This window comes from Pseudomonas sp. GZJR-8 (genome assembly GCF_002916705.1).
GTDB lineage: Bacteria > Pseudomonadota > Gammaproteobacteria > Pseudomonadales > Pseudomonadaceae > Aquipseudomonas > Aquipseudomonas synxantha_A.
In genome coordinates this window covers 1-18,329 of record NZ_JXSI01000010.1, presented here as the reverse complement: position 1 = coordinate 18,329, position 18,329 = coordinate 1, and the positions used below count along the sequence as shown (strand labels likewise).

Genomic DNA, 18,329 nt, shown 5'->3' with positions numbered 1-18,329 from the left:
GAAATGACTTGGGATTGTACGGGCGGTTGCTGCTGGAGTACAGGCGTGAGGTGGCGGGGCGTATCTGTCGTAACCGTCGCTTGTGTGGGAGCCGGCTTGCCTGCGATAGCGGCGTTGGGTTCACCATCGCTATCGCAGGCAAGCCAGCTCCCACATTGACCGAGTCGTATCAGTCTTCCTGTGGTGGATTAAGCCGGGCGCGCCGGTTCTCCTGGAACCAGTGCAATGCAATCAGGAGCAGCGTCGGCACCCCCAGCAAGCAGGTGATCATAAAGAAGTTGTGATAACCGAACTTCTCCACCATCACCCCCGAATACCCGCCGATCAGGCGTGGCAGCAACAGCATGATCGAGCTGAGCAACGCATATTGGGTAGCGGAGAACTTGAGGTTGGTCAGGCTCGACAGGTATGCCACGAACGCCGAGGTGGCCATGCCCGAACTGAAGTTGTCCAGGGAAATGGTGACGATCAGCATCTGCAGGTCGGGGCCCATGTCGGCGAGCATCACGAACAAAAGGTTGGTACCGGCCGAGGCCACGCCACCGATGAACAGGATCGGCAGGATCCCGAACCGCACAATCAACAGGCCGCCCATTCCGGCGCCGAGCAGGGTCATGATCAGGCCGAAGATCTTGCTCACTCCGGCGATCTGGTCCTTGGTGAAACCCTGGTCGATATAGAACACGTTGGCCATCACGCCCATCACCGTGTCGGACATGCGATACGTGGCAATCAGCCCGAGCAGCAGCAGCGCCTGCCAGCGATAGCGCAGGATAAAGTCGTTGACCGGCGTCAGCACCGGCGCCAGGCCCCGACGGCCCATGGCCGAAAGGCACAGGGTGGTGAGGATGATATAAAGGATGGCACGCAGGAACGCGCGGTCTTCCATCAGCAGTTCCCACAGGCTCACGCCCTGGAACAGCACGCTGGCGAAGTCGGTGTTGTACAGCTGGGTGAACATCGCCGGCACCGAGACCAACAGCACGATCAGCACAAACACCGACACCAACTGGTGCATGAAACTGTAGCGGCCGGCCTGCAACTGGGTGCGCAGTGGTACATCAGGTTCACGCATGAGGAAGGTGGTGAGCAACGCCGGCACCATCAACACGCCGAACAGCACATAGGTGCCGGTCCAGGCCGAGTGTTTATAGTTGAAGCCGGTGGAGCCAAAGCCTTCGGCAAAGAACAGCGCGCCGGCGGTGGCCAGCAGGGCAGCGATGCGGTAGCCGGACATGTAGCTCGCGGCCAGGGCGGCCTGGCGGCTGTCGTCGGCGATTTCCAGGCGGTAGGCATCCACGGCGATATCTTGGGTGGCCGACGCGAAGGCGACGATCACCGCGATGGCGATCAACCAGGACAGGTGTTTTTGCGGGTCACAAAAACCCATGCCGATCAATCCGAGGATCACCAGCGATTGGGCCAGCACCAGCCAGGAGCGACGACGCCCCAGCTTGCCGAGCAGCGGCAGGCGCCACTGGTCGAGCAATGGCGACCAGACCCATTTAAAGGCGTAGGCCAGGCCGATCAGGCTTGCATAGCCGATGGTCTCGCGAGCCACACCGGCTTCACGCAGCCACACTGAAAGCGTCGAGAACACCAACATGTAAGGCATGCCGGCGGCGAAGCCGAGCAACAACAGCACTAATGTCGAGGGGCTGGCATAGGCGGCGAGCGCGGCGCGCCAGGTTTTACGGGGCATGGGCTGGAGTCTGCCTCAGGTTTGCGGAAACAAAGCGCGCACTCTAACCGCTGTGCTCTACCGGACGCCAGCCATGGCGCTGAATATCAACACGATTGTTCAAGATAGTGACGCCTTCGCTACGCAAACGCGCACGTTGTTCGTCGCCTGAGGCGCTGCCCGCCGGCAGACTTATCCGACCACCGGCGCCCAACACCCGATGCCAGGGTAATCGGGTGTCTTCGGGCAACTGGCTCAGGGTGCGCCCGACCCATCGGGCGGCACGGCCCAGACCCGCCAGGTGAGCCAGCTCGCCGTAGCTCACCACACAGCCTTCGGGCACTTGCGACAAGGTCAGGTACAGCGCGGTACGCCGCATTTCGGCGGGGCTTTGCGGCGTATCGGCAGGTGGCTTCACTATGGGGATATCCGTTGAGATCGTCGCGGTTTTGTCAGAAACGTCTGTAAACATGACGATGAGCATTGAACTCAATATAAATCCTTGAGTCAGTTCTAGCCATGTAACACTATAACGCCCCTATTTTTTGCCACCCCTGAGCCCCGTATCTGCTTATGTTGTCCAGAACCCTGTTGTGCCTTGCTGTTTTCAGTGCTTCCACGCCCTTGCTCGCCGATACCGTCTGGTTGAAAAACGGCGACCGGCTGACCGGCAAGATCAAAGTCTTCGACGGTGGCAAACTGCTGATCCAAACCACCTACGCAGGCTCGATCCCGGTGGATTGGAAGCAGGTCAAGACCCTGGAAAGCGATCAGGAGTTGCTGGTCAAGCAGGACGCCTACAGCGGCGAAAAGGCCAAGTCGTTGCAGGCGTCGGATGACGGCAAGGTGGTGCTGGCCAATGGCGAGGCACCCAAGACGGTCGACCTGGCAAGCATCCAACAGATCATGAAGCCCAAGCCAGTGATCGAAGACCTGGTGTGGAAGGGCAACGTCGACCTGGCGCTGGACTACAAGCGTGCCGACAAAGACACCAACGACTACGACATCGACTTCAAGACCTCGGCCCGTCATGGCCAATGGCGTCATACGGGCAAGGGCGAATACAACCGCGAGTTCCAGGACGACATTACCACCACCGATAACTGGGCGCTGGAGTACAACCTGGACCGCTTCATCACCGAGCACTGGTTCTGGCAGGGCCGCCTGACCTACAAGCGCGACAAGGTCGAAGACCTGGCCCGTCAGCGCGTTGTCGGTACCGGCCCGGGCTATCAGTTCTGGGACGATGAACTGGGCGCGTTCTCCCTCGGTTCGCTGGTCAACCGCACCGATTACGAATACGCCGACGGCGGCAAGGACAACTTCTATTCCCTGGCCATGAAGTGGAACTACAACCGCTACCTGGTGGGCAAGACCGTCGAGTTCTTCACCAACGGCGAATTGGGCAAACCCCTTGCCGGGCCGTCCGAGTATTCCCTGGATGCGGAAATGGGCCTGCGCTACAAGGTTACCGAGTGGGCCTCGCTCAACTTGAAGGCCGAGCGCAACGAGGTCAGCGGCAGTTCCGAGAGCAGCCTGAGCAAGACTCGCTACACCGCAGGCTTTGGTGTGGCCTGGTAAAAGCTGCGTCGGCCACTCTGGCAACCTGCGCGGATATTGATTACCTTGTTTTGAGATCCATTCCCATATGCCATGGGCGGCGGAACACCCGAGGAGTCATACGTTGAGCGCGCACGTTGCCAAGAACGCCCGAGAGCTGTTGCTCAAGGAATACCGTGGGGCTTTGGCCACACAGTCAAAAGCCATGCCCGGTTTTCCCTTCGGCTCGGTCGTGCCCTACTGCCTCGATGAGCAGGGCAGTCCGCTGATCCTGATCAGCCGCATCGCCCAGCACACCCATAACCTGCAAAAAGACCCCAAGTGCTCATTGCTGGTGGGTGAGCGCGAGGCTGATGATGTGCAGGCCGTGGGGCGTCTGACCTACCTGGCCGAGGCCGAGAAACTGGAAGACGGCGCGGCCATTGAAGCGGCCGCCGAGCGTTACTACCGCTACTTCCCCGATTCGGCCAACTACCACAAGGCCCACGATTTCGATTTCTGGGTGCTCAAGCCGGTGCGCCACCGTTATATCGGTGGGTTTGGCGCGATTCACTGGGTCGACCAGTTGACCCTGGCCAATCCGTTCGCCGGCAAGGCCGAGCGCAGCATGATCGAGCACATGAACAGCGATCACACCAAGGCCATCGCCCATTACGTCGACCTCAGCGGTTTGCCGACTGGCGAGCCTGCGCAGTTGGCCGGCATCGACAGCGAAGGCATGCACCTGCGTATTGGCCAAAGCTTGCATTGGTTGCCTTTCGAGACGCCTTGCAACACACCGACACAAGTACGCGAGGCCCTGGTTTCATTGGCTCACGCCGCGGTGTGGCCGAAAAAAACCACTGCCGACGCTTGAATTCACACAATGGCGACGTCATCTAAGGTGAACTGGCAAGGCATTCTTGCGTTGAGGAACCATTTGATGCGCCCTTTTTTATTGCTCTTTCTGCTGTTCCCGGTGTTGGAGCTGTTCGTATTCGTCAAAGTCAGCGGTGCGATCGGGTTTTTCCCGGCGCTGCTGCTGATCATCGCAGGCTCCATGCTCGGCGTCCTGGTGCTGCGCGTGGCCGGCCTGGCCACGGCGTTGCGTGCCCGTGAAAGCCTGAACCGCGGCGAACTGCCGGCCCAGACCATGCTTGAGGGCCTGATGATGGCCCTGGCCGGTGGCCTGCTGATCCTGCCGGGCTTTATCAGCGACGTGCTCGGCCTGGTCCTGCTGCTGCCGTTTACCCGCAAACTGCTGGCCGGCAAGATGCGCCAGCGCGCCGAAGAAGCGGCGATTCGCCAACGCGCGTTTGCCGACGACCTGCAACCACGTGGCGGCCCGGCCCCGCGTCAACCGCTGGGGCGTGAAGGCGACGTGATCGAAGGCGAGTTCGAACACCGCGACAACAAATAACTGCTTCACTGGCACGGCACCTTCGGGTGCCGTGTTGCATTGGCCCGGGGAGCGATCTGAGAAAAAATTTCCTCCCGGCCCCCTTGTAATAAGCGTATGCGCCCTTATGTAACGGTCACCGCAAGGTTTCTGGTGGTGACATCAGACAGACTTCCGCGTCTCGCCCAGCGAGCCGCGACCGGCACCGCCGGAATTTAACCCGCCGGAATTGATACCGGCCGATGAAAAACACAATTAGGAGAGATCGACAATGAAGCTTCGTCCTCTGCACGACCGCGTCGTAATCCGTCGCAGCGAAGAAGAAAAGAAAACCGCTGGCGGGATCGTTCTGCCAGGTTCGGCTGCTGAAAAAGCCAACCACGGTGTGATCGTCGCTGCTGGCCCAGGCAAGACCCTGGAGAACGGTGATGTACGCGCACTGGCCGTGAAAGTGGGTGACAAGGTTGTTTTCGGCCCTTACTCCGGCAGCAACACTGTGAAAGTAGACGGCGAAGACCTGCTGGTCATGGCTGAGAACGAAATTCTCGCCGTACTGGAAGACTGATTTCCTCGCTCATTTTCCCGTTACTACAAAGTATTTAAGGAATATCGATCATGGCTGCTAAAGAAGTTAAATTCGGCGACTCCGCCCGCAAGAAAATGCTCACCGGTGTCAACGTCCTGGCTGACGCAGTAAAAGCGACCCTGGGCCCGAAAGGCCGTAACGTGATCATCGAGAAGAGCTTCGGCGCTCCGACCATCACCAAGGACGGCGTTTCCGTCGCCAAAGAAATCGAACTGGAAGACCGTTTCGAGAACATGGGCGCGCAGCTGGTCAAAGACGTTGCCTCCCGTGCCAACGATGACGCGGGCGACGGCACCACCACCGCTACCGTCCTGGCTCAGGCGATCGTCAACGAGGGCTACAAGGCCGTCGCTGCCGGCATGAACCCTATGGACCTCAAGCGTGGCATCGACAAGGCGACCATCGCCATCGTTGCCGAGCTGAAAAACCTGTCCAAGCCATGCGCCGACACCAAGGCCATCGCTCAGGTCGGCACCATCTCCGCCAACTCCGACAGCTCCATCGGTGACATCATTGCCGAAGCCATGGAAAAAGTCGGTAAAGAAGGCGTGATCACCGTTGAAGAAGGCTCGGGCCTGGAAAACGAACTGTCGGTTGTAGAAGGCATGCAGTTCGACCGTGGCTACCTGTCTCCGTACTTCGTCAACAAGCCAGAGACCATGGTTGCCGAGCTGGACAACCCGCTGATCCTGCTGGTTGACAAGAAGATCTCCAACATTCGCGAAATGCTGCCAGTACTGGAAGCCGTTGCCAAAGCCGGCCGCCCATTGCTGATCGTTTCCGAAGACGTTGAAGGCGAAGCCCTGGCGACCCTGGTTGTGAACAACATGCGTGGCATCGTCAAGGTTGCAGCCGTCAAGGCTCCAGGCTTCGGCGACCGTCGCAAGGCCATGCTGCAGGACATCGCCGTATTGACTGGCGGTACCGTTATCTCCGAAGAGATCGGCCTGAGCCTGGAAAGCGCCACCCTGGAAAACCTGGGTAGCGCCAAGCGCGTGACCATCTCCAAGGAAAACACCATCATCGTTGACGGTGCTGGCGTTGAAGGCGACATCGAGTCCCGTATCGCGCAGATCCGTGCCCAGGTTGCCGAAACCTCCTCGGACTACGACCGTGAAAAACTGCAAGAGCGTCTGGCCAAGCTGTCCGGCGGCGTTGCAGTGATCAAGGTTGGCGCTGGCTCCGAAGTTGAAATGAAAGAGAAGAAGGCCCGCGTTGAAGACGCCCTGCACGCAACCCGTGCAGCCGTTGAAGAAGGCGTGGTACCTGGCGGTGGCGTTGCGCTGATCCGTGCTCTGGAAGCCCTGACCAACCTGACCGGCGATAATGCCGATCAGAACGTTGGTATCGCTGTGCTGCGTCGTGCCGTTGAAGCACCGCTGCGTCAGATCGCTGCCAACTCCGGCGACGAGCCAAGCGTTGTGGTCAACGAAGTCAAGAACGGCAAAGGTAACTACGGTTACAACGCTGCGACTGGCGTCTATGGCGACATGATCGAAATGGGCATCCTGGACCCTACCAAGGTGACCCGTTCCGCGCTGCAGGCAGCAGCCTCCATCGGTGGCCTGATCCTGACTACCGAAGCTGCCATCGCTGACAAGCCGAAGGCTGAAGGCGCAGCTGGCGGCGGTATGCCAGACATGGGCGGCATGGGTGGCATGGGCGGCATGATGTAAGCCAGCCTTACCCGGCGCTATAAAAAGCCCCGCCTGCAGTGATGCAGGCGGGGCTTTTTTATGCACGGCTTGCCTTCCTCTGTAGGAGCGAGCTTGCTCGCGAAAAACGTCAACGATAACGCGTGCGTCCTGAATAAACGCGGCGTCTGTGCGTTTTTCGCGAGCAAGCTCGCTCCTACAGGAGAAGGCGATTAGGCCGGTACAGCAACAGGCAATACAAACCCAGGCAAATCAGCCAGCAAAAAATCGCTGTCCACACGTTGTGGGAAAAAAAGTGTGCCCCTTGCAGCATACGGCTGACTGAGAAGACGCTGCCCAGGCTGACGGCAAAAATGAACGCGTTGCGCGCCAGCCGTGGTCGCCGATCCCTCAGCGCGAAGAACCAGGCGAACAAGGCAAACCCGGTGGCTGCATGTCCGCCGGGCCAGCAGCGACCTGGTTTATCGGTAGGCGGGCGCGGGCTGAGCAGTTCGCTGTAGGTTTCCTGGCCGCCGAATTCCTTGAGGCTCCAGGGGCATTGCACGGCGGTGATGGTTTTCAGTGGCGACACGAACGCCGTCGCCATTCCCAGCGACAGCACGAGGCACACCAGTTCGCGGCGGTACGGCTTGAGTCGTTGCAGAATGAAGCTGCCGACCAGCCCCAGAATCGCCAACACCGAAAACAGGATCACCAGTTGCTTGGCCCGATCATGCAGGATGTCTTCAAGGAAGAAGCTATAGCGGCCGATGAAGCCGCCAGCCTCCGCGCTGTAGAAGCGCCTGGCCAGGTCCATGTCCAATGAGGTCAGTTCCAGCAACAGCAAGACGACTGCGGCGCCGGCAGGCAGGCCCAGGCACAGCCAGAAATTGAGCGGTTTGGAAACCGGTAAAGAAGAGGGGGATTTCATCACGAACCTTGGTGAGAAAGCCCCGTGCTCACCTGCACGGGGCTTTTTGATTAGCGTTTGCTTAAGACTGGAGCCTCTTCCTTGAGCGCTTTCCAGCTCAGCAGTTGCTGTTTGTAGTCGTAGCTGGCGGCCTGATAGTAGGTAATTGCCCGCTGGATCAATGGGTCATCGCTGCCGACGCGCAACTCCTGGCTTTCTCCAAGGGCCTGGTCATGGCGACGCAAGCCTTGGCGCGGGCTGAGGATTGCCAGGTCCTTGCCGTCAAACAAGCCCAGATGCTGGTAGTTGCCCACCACGACTCGCGGTGGCAGCGGGTTGTCTTGCAACAGATTACGGCCGAAGAACGTCGACTCGTAGCTGAGGTTGATCAGGCCCAGCAAGGTCGGCGCAAGATCGATCTGGCTGGCCAGTTGCGCGGACTCCCGTGCGTCGATCAGCTTGGGTGCATAGATAAACAACGGAATCTGGTAGTTGGTGATCGGCAGGTCTTCCTTGCCTGCGCTGCCGGCCGTGTGGTCGGCGACGAACACAAAAATGGTGTTGTCGAACCAGGGTTTCTGGCGTGCAGCTTCAAGGAACTGGTTGATGGCGTAGTCGGTGTATTTCACTGCACCATCGCGACCCTTGCCGGATTTGATATCGATGCGCCCATCCGGGTAGGTATAGGGGCGATGGTTGGAAGTCGTCATCAGTTGCAGTAAGAACGGCTGTTGCTTGGCGTAGTCGGCGTCGGCCAGTTTAAGCGTCTGTTTGAACAGGTCTTCGTCGGCCATGCCCCAGGCATTTTTGAACGAGATTTCTGACTCGGGCACGCTGCTTTGGTCCACGACCCGATACCCGTTGCCGCTGAAAAACGCGTTCATATTGTCGAAGTAACCGCGACCGCCGTAGACAAACACGCTGTCGTAACCGATGGCCGTGAGTTGTTGGCCGAGGCTCGCGAACCCGCGTTCACGACCGATACGCTTGACGATCGAGCGGCCTGGCGTGGGTGGGATCGCCAGGGTAATGGCTTCCAGGCCCCGGTCGGTTCGTGTCCCGGTGGCATAGAAGTTATTGAAGTACAGGCTTTGTTTGCGCAACGCATCCAGGTTGGGCGTGAGGTTGCGTTGATCGCCGTTGCTGCCCATGTACTTGGCGCTGAAGCTTTCGATGGTGACCAGCACGATGTTGGGCTTGCGCAGTGTGCCCGGGTTGGTGATGGCGCGGCGAATATCCAGCGGGTCCGGGTCGATAAAGCGCGCATTGGGCTCGCTGAGTTCGGCGCGCAGTTGCCGGGCGACCACGTCGGTGGGCAGGCTCTGATAGAACTGGGTGTAGTCCAATTCATTATTGCGGAACGCAGCGAAGAATTGATAAGGACCGTTGCTGGCCAGTTCGTTCTTATAGGCGTTACCACCCTGGGCACGCGGGCTGTCCTGGCTGATCAGTTGCAGGCTGAGGCCGGCGACCACCAACAGGCCCAGGGCATTGACCAAGCGGCCACGCAGTGCCGGCAAAGGTGCCGCCATGGCGGCATTGAAGGGTTTACGCAGGGCCAGGCTCATGAGGATCGCCAGCATTGCCAGCAGGCTCAGCAGCTTGCCGATCGGGTAAGACTCCAGCAGGTTGTTCAGCACCTCATCGGAATACACCAGATAGTCGACCGCAATAAAGTTGAAGCGCACCCCAAACTCATCCCAGAACAGCCATTCGGCCACCGAGGTGAACAGCATGGCGAACAGGCTGATCGTCAGCAGCGCCCGCAAAAACCAGCGGTGGCCGCGGCGGCGCCACAGTGCGGGTGGGCAGAGCAGCAAATACAAGCCCAGCGGCAAGGCCGCATAGGCGAGGAAGCCCAGGTCGTAGACCAGACCCACGCCAAACACCGGCAGCAAGTTGCCGCCCACTTCATTCAGGTGAGTCACGAGCAACACGCTGCGAGTAAGCAGGAAAACCAATAACCAGGCAGCGGTTATCAACAGCAAATAGCGCATTGGCGCTGTTTTGAGAAAGCCCATGTCCAGGTTCCTTAGATCGATGGGCGCGATCTTCACCCTGACACTGTGGTCTGTTTGTGAAGCTATAGTGAAAAACTCGTTTGTCCCTGTAATCAGTTGAAAACCCTCATCAGTGGGCCTTTCAGCTCTATCCCTGAGCCCCGCTTGGCCTTAAGCTGCGCGAGCCAACACGGCTGTTACCGCGTACGGAGACACTGCCCATGCGAATTTTATTGGTTGAAGACAACCGCGATATTCTGGCCAACCTGGCCGATTACCTGGGGCTCAAAGGCTACACAGTGGACTGTGCGCAGGACGGCTTGTCGGGCCTGCACCTTGCGGCCACCGAGCATTACGACCTGATCGTGCTCGATATCATGCTGCCTGGCATCGATGGCTACACCCTGTGCAAACGCCTGCGCGAAGACGCACGGCGCGATACGCCGGTGATCATGCTCACCGCACGCGATCAACTGGATGACCGCCTGCAAGGCTTCAAGTCCGGGGCTGATGATTACCTGCTCAAGCCATTTGCCTTGTCGGAACTGGCCGCGCGGATCGAGGCGGTGTTGCGGCGTGCCCAGGGTGGTGGCCGCCGCGCCCTGCAGGTGGGTGACCTGAGCTACGATCTCGATACCTTGGAAGTCACCCGCGAAGGGCGCCTGCTCAAGCTCAACCCCGTCGGCCTGAAACTGCTGGCAGTGCTGATGCAGAAGAGCCCGCACGTGCTACGCCGGGAAATTCTCGAAGAAGCCCTGTGGGGCGATGACTGCCCGGACAGCGACAGCCTGCGCAGCCACGTTCACCAATTGCGCCAGGTGATCGATAAGCCCTTTGCCAAGCCGTTGCTGCAAACGGTGCACGGGGTGGGTTATCGCTTGGCCGAGGGACGTGATGGAGTTTAGACAAAGCCTTGCCCAACGGATCATCATCGCCTTTGCCTTGATGAGTGCGTTGGTGGCGGGGGCCTTCGCCATGGGGATCGTTGCGACGGTGCACCTGGTGGAAGAGAAGCTGATCTCGGCGGGCCTGGGCGGTGACCTGCAACGCCTGCTGTTGATGGACAGCATGGAAGACTGGCGACATCGGCCGGAGCCGGACCAGTTGTTTTACTTCAGCGGCGGGCAAGGCGATTTCGAGCTGCCCAAGGATCTTCGGCATCTGGATCCGGGCTTCCACGAAGTATTTCGCGAGTCTCTGTCGTACCACGCCATGGTCGAGGTGATCGACGGTCGGCGTTATGTGTTGTTGCAGGATCAAAGCGATTTTGAAGAGCGCGAGCGCGTGCTGTTTGCCGTGGTGCTGGTGGGGTTCGTGCTCAGCCTGGCGCTGGCGGTGTTCCTCGGCTGGGTGCTGGCCCGCAAGGTGATGGCGCCGGTAGTGCGCCTGGCTCGCCAGGTGCGGCATCGTGACCAGTTATTAGGGCTGGCGCCGCCCTTGGCACCGGATTATGCAGCCGATGAAGTGGGCGAGCTGGCGGTGGCGTTCGATGCCACGCTGGGGCGCCTGCGGCAAGCGTTGTCCCGTGAGCAGTTGTTTACCAGTGATGTAAGCCATGAGTTGCGCACGCCCTTGATGGTGTTGGCCAGCTCCTGTGAGCTGCTGCTGGAAAACCCCGCCATCGATCAACGCGGCCGTAACCAGGTCCAGCGAATCGCGCGGGCCTGTGAGGAAATGCGTGAACTGGTGCAGACCTTCCTGATGCTGGCCCGCGCCAAACACGATGATGCTGCCATGTCGGCTCAGGTCAACCTGACGCAGGTCGCCGAAGATTTGCTTGGGATCTGGCGTGGGCCCATCGAGCAAAAAGGCCTTGAGTTGATCTACTGCCCTGGCAATCCTCTGGATACTCGCTACAACACCACGTTCCTGCACGCAGTGATGGGTAACCTGTTGCGCAATGCACTGCATTACACCGAGCAAGGGTTTATCCGCCTCACGCTGGAGCCGAGTGGTTTTGTGGTGGAGGACTCTGGCGTGGGCATTCCTGAAGACAAGCGCGAAGCGATGTTCGAGCCTTTTGTGCGCGGCAGTGAGAACCGTGGCGAGGGGCTGGGGCTCGGCCTGTCGCTGGTGCAACGGATCTGCGAGAGCCAGGGCTGGAGCGTGAGCCTGACGACGATGGAGCCCAATGGCTGCCGTTTTCATGTGGAGCTGAGCCAGGTCAAAAGCTGACCGTTCAGTCTGTCGTTTTGCGGATGCAGACTGCCTGCTTTTCAGCGAAGATGGCCCGATGCTACTGAATGTTTCTGTAAAGTCTTGAAATGTATGCAGTTGGACAGGACAAGATTTTCACAATGAGTTGACCTGTTGATTACGTTTAACTGCTTAAGGTTGCAGGCATCAGTTACCGGAGACGTACGATGCCTTCCCCGATCAAGTTGGAATTTTCCGAAAAGTACGACGATCAACACGCGCAACAATATTTGCTCAAACATCAGGACAATCTGGCTCGCCGGTTGTCCCACAAACGCGACGAGCAACTGGCGCGTGGTGCACTGGCCATGGCCGGTGAGCCGGGCCTGGTGCTGGACCTGCCTTGTGGCGCTGGACGTTTCTGGCCGTTGCTGGCCGAAAAACCCAACCGTGTGATTATCGGGGCTGACAATTCGGCGTCGATGTTGAAGATCGCCACCACCGCGCAACCGGCGGAGGTGGTGAAACGGGTACGCCCTTTGCAGACATCTGCCTTTGATATCGATTTGCCAGATAACTCCGTCGACAGTATTTTCTGCATGCGCTTGATGCACCACATCGGTGAAGCGGAGCACAGGCTGACAATACTGCGTGAGTTTCAGCGAGTTACCCGTGACAGCGTGATTATTTCGCTGTGGGTGGACGGCAATTTCAAGGCCTGGAAGCGCAAGCGCAGCGAAGTACGTCGTCGCAAAAGAGGTGAGCAGGAAGGTTACCAAAACCGGTTTGTGTTACCGGCTGCTACTGTCGAGGCAGAATTCGAGCAGGCCGGTTTCCGTGTTCAGGAGTCCCTGGACTTCATACCGCTCTACGCCATGTGGCGAGTGTATGTATTGCGCAAGAGGTAACAGATGGCAGTTGAGTGCGTAGCAGGCAGTCATGTAGCTCCCGAGGAGCGGTTTGATTATTTCTGGCGCCAGAAGGGTGAGTGGGTCGAAGAACCCAATCGCCGGCGTGGCGGTGAAAGTGGTGTGCAGCGAGTGGTCAGCCCTAATGGGCGTTTGCTGTATTGCAAGCGTCAGACCGGGCACATCTACCGCAGTTGGTTGCATCCATTCGGGCGTCCGACGGTGCTGCGTGAGCGTGATGCCTTGAAGGGCCTGCGTTTGCTGGATGTGCGCGTTCCGGAGTTGGTGTTTTGCGAGGCGCGACGCGACCCGGAGCATCAATGGAAAGCCCTGTTGGTGACCGCGTCATTGGACGGTTTCGACGAGATCGAAAACTGGTACGCCGCCGGTGGCCGTGAGCAGTACGGCGAGGCGGTCCACGAGCGTTTGCTCCAGGAGCTCGCCGGCACCCTGGCCCGTATGCACAAGGGTCGCTGGCAGCACGGTTGCTTGTATATCAAGCACATTTTCGTGCGGGTAACCGGTGAGCCTGATGCGGCGATTGTGGAAGTGGCCCTGCTGGACTTTGAAAAATGTCGCCAGCGTTTGACCGCTTATCGGGCGGCGTCCCATGACATGCTGCAATTGCGCCGCCATTCGTCGTGGAACGATACCGACTGGAAAAAACTCAGCTACTTTTACGAGACGGCGTTTGGCAGCGCTATCAAGGGTTTAACCAGATGAAGCTAGAAATAGCACGAGGTTTGTTTTTGGTCGGGGCGTTGGGCATTTCAGCCCTTGCCCTGGCAGCGTGGGAACAACCTCGCACACAAGTGCTCAGTGCGGTAGACGGTGGCGGGCAATGCCTGCTGCCGCGGATTGCCAAGGCAAGTGTGGCGGCCAGGCCTGATCATGATTTGCTGCTATTCATGTTCGGGATGTCTCAAGCAATGAGGCCGCAAAGTTGAAACGAGTAAAACTCCTGGAAAGGGCCTTGCGATGCGAGGCCCTTTTTTTACGCCTGACGCTTTAACGGTAGGAGCAAGCTCGCTCCTGCAGAGGGGCAGTTTTCAGATCAGGTGCAGGTGGTTATCCCAAAACCCCGCCGGTAATTCCAATGGCTTGGCCATCAGTCGTTCCTGACGACAATCATAGAAGCGGCAACGTCCCTGTCCCGACGTAACCACAAACCCGTCCGCCACTGCACCCACACCGGCGCAGTCGGGCAACGGCCCATCCAGGCGCAGCTCGGCGCTGTCCATATCCCAGATGAAGAAACGATTGCCACGCGGCGCCGTGAGCGCTACCAGGCGCAGTTCGCTGTGCACCGCCACGCTGGCGGTGTAGTGCCCCATCGCTTGCAGTTGCTCATCGGCTACCGGGAACGCTATAAAAGGCTGGCCCGGGCGCTTGATTGCGAGCAACTCGGAACGCTCCTGGGACGGCCCCATGAACTGCTGCCCGGTGAGGATGGTGCCATCGCTGGCGATCCCCATATGGCGCACGCTGTTCATTTGCTGGCCCAACGTTTCCTTGCTGATCAAGGTGCCATCGCGCTGCATCAGCACCAGGCTCGGTTCCATGGCGTTGAGGTTCATCTCCACGCGGCTTTCGGCTTCGGTGCGAATGCCGCCGTTGGCCACCACCAGGGTTTCGCCGTCGGGCATCCAGGAGACCTGGTGCGGGCCGATGCCGTGGGTGGAAATCTCGCCGCTGTGTACCAGCCGCTCGCCTTCGAACTTATACACACCCAACAACCCACGACCGGGATCGGAGGTGTCGTTCTCGGTGGCGTACAGCCAGTCGCCGCTCTTGTGGATCACCGCATGGCCGTAAAAGTGCCGGTTGGCCTTTGAGGTGATGGTTTGCAGCAGCGTGCCATCGCGCAGGTCGATCAGGTAGCTCTCGGTGCCCGGACGACGGGCGACGAACAACGCAATTGGCAGTGTGGGGTGGTTGATGATGTCGTGACAGCGCTGGCCGACCTGGGTGGCAAAGACGGGCTTGCCGTCCAGGCGATAGCCGACAGCGTAGTGCTTGCCGTCGGCATCATCGCGTGCCGAGAGCAGCAGCGGCCCCTTGTCTTTGCCTTTGAACAGCGTCCAGCCGCCCAACGTGAGGGCGCTGAGCAGCACGCTACCCAGCGCCAAAGCCTGTCGCCTGAGCATCATCAGTCACCATCGTTGGCGTTGAAGCCCAGTTGGACGCCCAATGCTTTGGCCAGCTCGCCCTCGTGAAGGCGATGGACCACATTGAGGCTGTCGTAGATATCGTTGAGTTGCTGGCGCCCGGCGTCATCGTTCAACAGTTCGTTGAGGGAGCGCTGGTTGCTGGCGAACAGTTTCAGGGACGCAGCATAGGCGGCATCGATCTTCTCGGCCAACGGCTTCTGATCGCTCGGCAGCAGGCCGCGCAGGCCTTTGTTGTCGACACCGACCCATACGGTCTGGGCGGCGGCGAGGCTGGCCTCCAGGCTTTGCAGGGAGGACTGGCTGCGCCATGCATCGGCCTGGAAGGGTTGCGGGATGCCCTTGGTCTGGCGACCCATCGGCGTGCCGAGTTTTTTCTTCAGGGTGTCCAGCGCGGTCACCTGCACGCGCAGCAGATCGGCGATGGCTTCGTGGGAATCAGCGTAGCGCTGGTTCGGAAACTTGGTCATCTGCGCGAGCATACCGTCAGTGCTGTTCCAGCTGGCGAGGATCTCTTCAGCCAGGGCTTTCTGACGCTCGCCGATGGCCATCAGCAGCGGGCAGTAGCGGGCTTTCTGGGTTTCGTCGGCAACGTCGGGCTTGGCGTCGTAGAGGATGTATTCGTAGGCCGACAGGCCCTGCACCACCACGCTCGATTTGGCCAGGGCGGCCGCATCGATCTGTGGTTGGGCGCTGACCAATTGCTCGACCTGGCGGCCCACCAGGTTCTTCTTGTCCGGCCAGAACTGCACCTGCCAGGCGCGGTTGCCTTCGGCCAGTGGGCCGATCAGCAACGGTTGCAACTCGGCCCAGGCTTTTTGTGCGTGCAGGAAGTCGGCGCGGGCAGTGTCCAGGCTTTCCTTGCCCTGGCAGTAGGCCAGGGCGCTTACGGCCAACTGGCGGTCGGCTTCAACCCAGCGGCTGTAGGTCGGCAGGATCACCTGCTTGGCGATAGCCGCCGAGGTCACCGCTTGCGGGTCCTGGGGCGAGCACGCGCCCAGGGCAAGGGCGGCGAGGCTGGTGAACAACAACTTGGGACGAAACATGTCGAGCTCCCTTCTGTGAGTGGGGCGAAGCTTATAAAGAATTCAGGAACGCCAGCAACGCGGCCCGCTGTTCGGCGTTAAATGACAACACATGTTGCTGTGCCGCTTGTGCTTGCCCGCCGTGCCACAGCACGGCCTCAAGCAGGTTGCGGGCGCGGCCGTCATGCAAGAACTGGGTGTGACCACTGACGGTTTGCGTCAGGCCAATGCCCCACAGCGGCGGGGTGCGCCACTCACGGCCAGTGGCGTTGAATTCGGTACGGTTGTCGGCCAGGCCTTCGCCCATATCGTGCAACAACAGGTCGCTGTAGGGGCGTATCACCTGGTTGGCCAGCTCGGGTTCGGCGGCGTTGGCGGCCGTGGTGAATGTCGGCTTGTGACAGCCCTGGCAACCGGCCTCGTAGAACAGGTTCTTGCCGGCCAACACTTGAGGCGTGTTGACGTCTCGGCGTGCAGGCACCGCGAGGTTGCGGGTGTAAAACAGCACCAGGCGCAGGATGTTGTCGCTGACTTCCGGCTCGCCGTCAGGGCCATTGCCGTTTGGCGCCTGCTTGCACGCCACTTGGGCGTCGGTGCAGTCATCAAAGGGTCTCAGGGAGGTCGTGAGGCCCATATCACCCGAAAACGCGTGAACATTTTGTTGGTTGAGGTTGGGTTGCCCGGCTTTCCAGCCAAAACGCCCGAGTACGGTTTTATGCTGGGCGTCATCCCAGACCCAATTGGCGCGGCCGACGATGGCGTCTTTGTCGGCGGTCTTGGGGTCGGTGTTGCGCAGGATATCGGCGTCGCTGATCGCTTCGAGCAGGCCCAGGCCGATCATCGGTGGAGCGATGCGTGCCGAGAAGCGTGTGTCGGGGTGCATCGGGCCGTAGCCGAGCTGGGTAATTTTCAGGTCGGGTTTGCGCAGTTCGACGACGGTGCCGTCCTTGAAGCTGACCTGGACAGGGCTGTAGTCGACCCGCACCTTGCCCTCCGGAACGACGCCCGGCACGGACATGTCTTGCAACTGCCCGCCATACACCGGCTCGGGCACCACGCCGAGCTGTTCGATCAGCTTGGCGTAGGGGGGCTGCTCTGTAATGGAGAGAGGAATTGAGAGGCGTACCAGCATCGACACGGCATTGGGCGCATCAGGCAGTGGCGGGTGGCCACGGCCGTCCTTGATATGGCAGTTCTGGCAGGCGTTGGTATTGAACAGCGGGCCCAGGCCATCCCGTGCCGTGGTGGTGGCCGGCGCGATCACCCAGGGGTTGCGAAAGAAGCTGTTACCGACGCTGAAATCCAGGCGACGGCTGGGTGCCAGGTTGGCCGAGGGCAGGGAAAAGGCGTTCTGGTCGCGCTTGTTTACCGTTGTCGCGCCACCGGATCGCGATTCACCCGGCTCGGCCTTGGTGAAGCGAGGGGCGTCGTCGCAAGCAGTCAGGCATAGAGCCAGCAACGCTGCAGACAGGTAGGAAAGCGAACGGAACATCGAGATTCCTGGACGAGGGGGCAAAATCTGGTCGCAAAGTCTAACAGGGCCGGGCGGTTTGAATAAGAGCAATTATCGTTTGGTGGCATCGCGATTCTTTCCCGCTAGAATGACCACACATTTTTTTTGGAGGTGGCCAATGCAGGCTCTCGACGCTTTGCTCAACCGTGTTTCCGTGCCGCGTTTACTCGACCCGGCACCGACCCAGGAGCAGCGCGACCTGTTGTTCGCTGCCGCCATGCGGGCGCCCGATCACGGTCAATTGCGCCCTTGGCGTTTCCTCACCGTAGAAGGCGCAGCCCGTGAGCAAATGGGCACGCTGTTGGCCGAAGCCGCCCGGATGCAGGATGCCGACGCACCGCAAGCCGTCATCGACAAAGCGCAGAACGGCCCGCTGCGTGCGCCGTTGGTAGTTGTGGTGATTGCGCGTTTGCAGGAGCACTTCAAAGTGCCCAAGTCCGAGCAATTGCTGGCGGCGGCCTGTGCGGCCCACGGCATCCTGCTGGCGGCGTATGCCCAGGGGATTGGTGCGGTGTGGCGGACCGGGGAGTTGTCCTACTCGGCCCATGTGGCCAAAGGCTTGGGGCTGACGGCGGGTGAAGAAGTGATTGGCTTCCTTTACCTGGGCACGCCGCAGAACCCGCCGCGTACGGCGCCGAAGGAAGACCTGACGCCGTTTGTCCAGGCCTGGAGCGGACGCTAAGCGGTGTGCGGTCAAAATGTGGGAGGGGGCTTGACAGCTAACTAGGATGTTGGGGGGGCGAGTACATATCCATTGCTGCGGTAACGGCCACTTAGGGTTCCGCTCTTACAGCGGCTCACTTTTGGAAGGACCGGAATGCCGGCCCAGC

Annotated in this window: 18 protein-coding genes; 11 read left to right on the top strand and 7 right to left on the bottom strand. The window is 59.9% G+C overall.

The window, feature by feature from the left end; translation table 11 throughout:
• Positions 1-169: 169 nt before the first annotated feature.
• Positions 170-1,702 carry an AmpG family muropeptide MFS transporter gene (locus TK42_RS19070; RefSeq protein WP_005791052.1) on the bottom strand — a complete coding sequence of 511 codons (1,533 nt, stop codon included), beginning with the start codon at positions 1,700-1,702 and terminating at the stop codon, positions 170-172.
• Between the two features lie 43 nt (positions 1,703-1,745).
• Positions 1,746-2,060 carry an MGMT family protein gene (locus TK42_RS19065; protein WP_050549437.1) on the bottom strand — a complete coding sequence of 105 codons (315 nt, stop codon included), beginning with the start codon at positions 2,058-2,060 and terminating at the stop codon, positions 1,746-1,748.
• Positions 2,061-2,254: 194 nt separating this feature from the next.
• Here TK42_RS19065 and TK42_RS19060 point away from each other — a divergent pair, with 194 nt between their 5' ends.
• The 5 genes from TK42_RS19060 (at position 2,255) to groL (ending at position 6,881) form a co-directional block, all read left to right on the top strand.
• Positions 2,255-3,262 (top strand): DUF481 domain-containing protein, encoded by a 1,008-nt coding sequence (locus TK42_RS19060; protein WP_005791049.1) that lies wholly within the window; start codon positions 2,255-2,257, stop codon positions 3,260-3,262.
• A 103-nt stretch (positions 3,263-3,365) separates the two neighbouring features.
• The gene (locus TK42_RS19055; protein ID WP_103734880.1) at positions 3,366-4,097 is read left to right on the top strand and encodes a HugZ family protein; all 732 of its coding nucleotides are present in this window, start codon (positions 3,366-3,368) and stop codon (positions 4,095-4,097) included.
• A gap of 66 nt (positions 4,098-4,163) precedes the next feature.
• Positions 4,164-4,640 carry an FxsA family protein gene (locus TK42_RS19050; protein WP_032879654.1) on the top strand — a complete coding sequence of 159 codons (477 nt, stop codon included), beginning with the start codon at positions 4,164-4,166 and terminating at the stop codon, positions 4,638-4,640.
• Positions 4,641-4,890: 250 nt separating this feature from the next.
• Positions 4,891-5,184, top strand: coding sequence for a co-chaperone GroES (locus TK42_RS19045; RefSeq protein ID WP_003193940.1), 294 nt, complete (start codon positions 4,891-4,893; stop codon positions 5,182-5,184).
• Positions 5,185-5,234: 50 nt separating this feature from the next.
• On the top strand, positions 5,235-6,881 hold the full coding sequence (gene groL / locus TK42_RS19040; RefSeq protein WP_005791041.1) for a chaperonin GroEL: 1,647 nt from the start codon (positions 5,235-5,237) through the stop codon (positions 6,879-6,881).
• A 175-nt stretch (positions 6,882-7,056) separates the two neighbouring features.
• Here the strand turns inward: groL and TK42_RS19035 are convergent, their stop codons facing one another.
• Positions 7,057-7,770 carry a phosphatase PAP2 family protein gene (locus TK42_RS19035; protein ID WP_103734879.1) on the bottom strand — a complete coding sequence of 238 codons (714 nt, stop codon included), beginning with the start codon at positions 7,768-7,770 and terminating at the stop codon, positions 7,057-7,059.
• A gap of 50 nt (positions 7,771-7,820) precedes the next feature.
• Complete coding sequence (locus tag TK42_RS19030) at positions 7,821-9,770, bottom strand: LTA synthase family protein (protein ID WP_103734878.1); 1,950 nt, start codon at positions 9,768-9,770, stop codon at positions 7,821-7,823.
• A gap of 200 nt (positions 9,771-9,970) precedes the next feature.
• Between TK42_RS19030 and colR the strand changes: the two genes are divergently transcribed.
• The 5 genes from colR to TK42_RS19005 all read left to right on the top strand — a co-directional run bounded on the left by colR (position 9,971) and on the right by TK42_RS19005 (position 13,740).
• Positions 9,971-10,654 (top strand): two-component system response regulator ColR, encoded by a 684-nt coding sequence (gene colR, locus TK42_RS19025; protein WP_003175870.1) that lies wholly within the window; start codon positions 9,971-9,973, stop codon positions 10,652-10,654.
• The gene (locus tag TK42_RS19020; RefSeq protein WP_103734877.1) at positions 10,644-11,924 is read left to right on the top strand and encodes a HAMP domain-containing sensor histidine kinase; all 1,281 of its coding nucleotides are present in this window, start codon (positions 10,644-10,646) and stop codon (positions 11,922-11,924) included. The genes colR and TK42_RS19020 overlap by 11 nt, the downstream gene beginning before the upstream one ends.
• Before the next feature lie 188 nt (positions 11,925-12,112).
• Positions 12,113-12,793 carry a class I SAM-dependent methyltransferase gene (locus TK42_RS19015; protein WP_005791029.1) on the top strand — a complete coding sequence of 227 codons (681 nt, stop codon included), beginning with the start codon at positions 12,113-12,115 and terminating at the stop codon, positions 12,791-12,793.
• A 3-nt stretch (positions 12,794-12,796) separates the two neighbouring features.
• Entirely contained in the window at positions 12,797-13,516 is a 720-nt protein-coding gene (locus tag TK42_RS19010) for a lipopolysaccharide kinase InaA family protein (RefSeq protein ID WP_005791027.1), read from the top strand.
• Positions 13,513-13,740 carry a hypothetical protein gene (locus tag TK42_RS19005; protein ID WP_005791025.1) on the top strand — a complete coding sequence of 76 codons (228 nt, stop codon included), beginning with the start codon at positions 13,513-13,515 and terminating at the stop codon, positions 13,738-13,740. The genes TK42_RS19010 and TK42_RS19005 overlap by 4 nt, the downstream gene beginning before the upstream one ends.
• Before the next feature lie 102 nt (positions 13,741-13,842).
• On the opposite strand, the gene TK42_RS19000 is transcribed toward TK42_RS19005, so the two are convergent.
• From TK42_RS19000 to TK42_RS18990, 3 genes are read right to left on the bottom strand one after another with little or no spacing between them, the layout of a single operon-like run.
• Entirely contained in the window at positions 13,843-14,940 is a 1,098-nt protein-coding gene (locus TK42_RS19000; RefSeq protein ID WP_103734876.1) for a DUF1513 domain-containing protein, read from the bottom strand.
• Between the two features lie 2 nt (positions 14,941-14,942).
• A complete protein-coding gene (locus tag TK42_RS18995; RefSeq protein WP_005791021.1) occupies positions 14,943-16,007 on the bottom strand; it encodes an imelysin family protein in 1,065 nt (354 codons plus the stop codon).
• 31 nt (positions 16,008-16,038) lie between these two features.
• Positions 16,039-17,478 (bottom strand): di-heme oxidoredictase family protein, encoded by a 1,440-nt coding sequence (locus tag TK42_RS18990; protein WP_032879658.1) that lies wholly within the window; start codon positions 17,476-17,478, stop codon positions 16,039-16,041.
• A gap of 139 nt (positions 17,479-17,617) precedes the next feature.
• Here TK42_RS18990 and TK42_RS18985 point away from each other — a divergent pair, with 139 nt between their 5' ends.
• Entirely contained in the window at positions 17,618-18,181 is a 564-nt protein-coding gene (locus tag TK42_RS18985) for an NAD(P)H nitroreductase (RefSeq protein WP_103734875.1), read from the top strand.
• Positions 18,182-18,329 lie beyond the last annotated feature (148 nt).